Annotated in this window: 1 protein-coding gene and 2 pseudogenes; 2 read left to right on the top strand and 1 reads right to left on the bottom strand. The window is 72.0% G+C overall.

The window, feature by feature from the left end:
• Nucleotides 1-115: 115 nt before the first annotated feature.
• Nucleotides 116-667, top strand: a complete 552-nt coding sequence (gene rfbC, locus MKK64_RS02025; protein ID WP_243932051.1) for a dTDP-4-dehydrorhamnose 3,5-epimerase — start codon at nucleotides 116-118, stop codon at nucleotides 665-667.
• Nucleotides 668-714: 47 nt separating this feature from the next.
• Nucleotides 715-783: pseudogene (locus MKK64_RS28350) on the top strand (hypothetical protein); the annotation flags it as partial.
• A gap of 26 nt (nucleotides 784-809) precedes the next feature.
• Here the strand turns inward: MKK64_RS28350 and MKK64_RS02035 are convergent.
• Nucleotides 810-1,010, bottom strand: a pseudogene (locus MKK64_RS02035) (NAD-dependent epimerase/dehydratase family protein); the annotation flags it as partial.
• Nucleotides 1,011-1,098 lie beyond the last annotated feature (88 nt).

Consider the following 1,098-nt stretch of genomic DNA (forward strand, 5'->3'; position numbering starts at 1 on the left):
AGCCTTGACAACTTGCGGGAATGTTTGGAAGCCCCGTCGCGATGGGCGGGACAGGCGCCGAGGCTCGGTCCGGGGCGGTGTCCGGCGCGAGCGCGGCGCATTCGGGGAGCGTGCGATGGATGTGATCGAGACCCGGGTTCCGGGGGTGATGCGGGTTGTCCCGAAGCGGTTCGGGGACGCGCGCGGGTGGTTCTCGGAGACGTTTCGCGTCGACGCGCTGGCGCGGGCGGGGATCGCCTGCGCCTTCGTGCAGGACAACCAGTCGTTCTCGGCGCCCAAGGGGACGATCCGCGGGCTGCACTTCCAGGTCGCGCCGCAGGCCCAGGCCAAGCTCGTGCGGGTGCTGGCCGGGGCGATCCTCGACGTGGCGGTCGACCTGCGCCGTGATTCCGCCACCTACGGGCAGCATGTGGCCGTCACGCTCGATGCCGAGGGCGGCGAGCAATTGTTCATCCCGCACGGCTTCGCCCACGGCTTCTGCACCCTGACGCCGGACACGATGGTGGCCTACAAGGTCGACGCCTACTACAGCCCGACCCACGACCGCGCCCTGGTCTGGAACGACCCGGACGTCGGCATCGACTGGCCGGTCCTGGCCGCGGAGGCGATCCTGTCCGACAAGGACCGGGCGGCGCCGCGCCTGTCCGAGCTCGGGCCGGTGTTCTGAAGCCCCGGCGCGCGAGCGCCATCGACGACGTGAAGGAAAGGCCCGACATGCGCATCCTGGTGACCGGCGGCTGCGGCTTCATCGGCTCCGCCCTCGTGCTCCACCTGGTGCGCGACCTCGGCCACGACGTGCTGACGCTGGACGCGCGCACCGCGTCGGCGTCGCGGATGTCGTCCTCGACCAGGCGGTGGCGGGGAGCCTCGGCGAGGGGCGCCAGCGACACCGGGTTGGCCGCGTCGGTCAGCGCGTCCAGCGTCAGCACGTCGTGGCCGAGGTCGCGCACCAGGTGCAGCACGAGGGCGGAGCCGATGACGCCGCAGCCGCCGGTCACCAGGATGCGCATGTCGGGCCTTTCCTTCACGTCGTCGATGGCGCTCGCGCGCCGGGGCTTCAGAACACCGGCCCGAGCTCGGACAGGCGCGGCGCCGCCC

It is taken from the genome of Methylobacterium sp. E-025 (genome assembly GCF_022829705.1).
GTDB lineage: Bacteria > Pseudomonadota > Alphaproteobacteria > Rhizobiales > Beijerinckiaceae > Methylobacterium.

Bases quoted from the DNA above. Each gene is read 5' to 3' on its own strand.
- rfbC (WP_243932051.1), top strand. From the start codon at position 116: ATGGATGTGATCGAGACCCGGGTTCCGGGGGTGATGCGGGTTGTCCCG.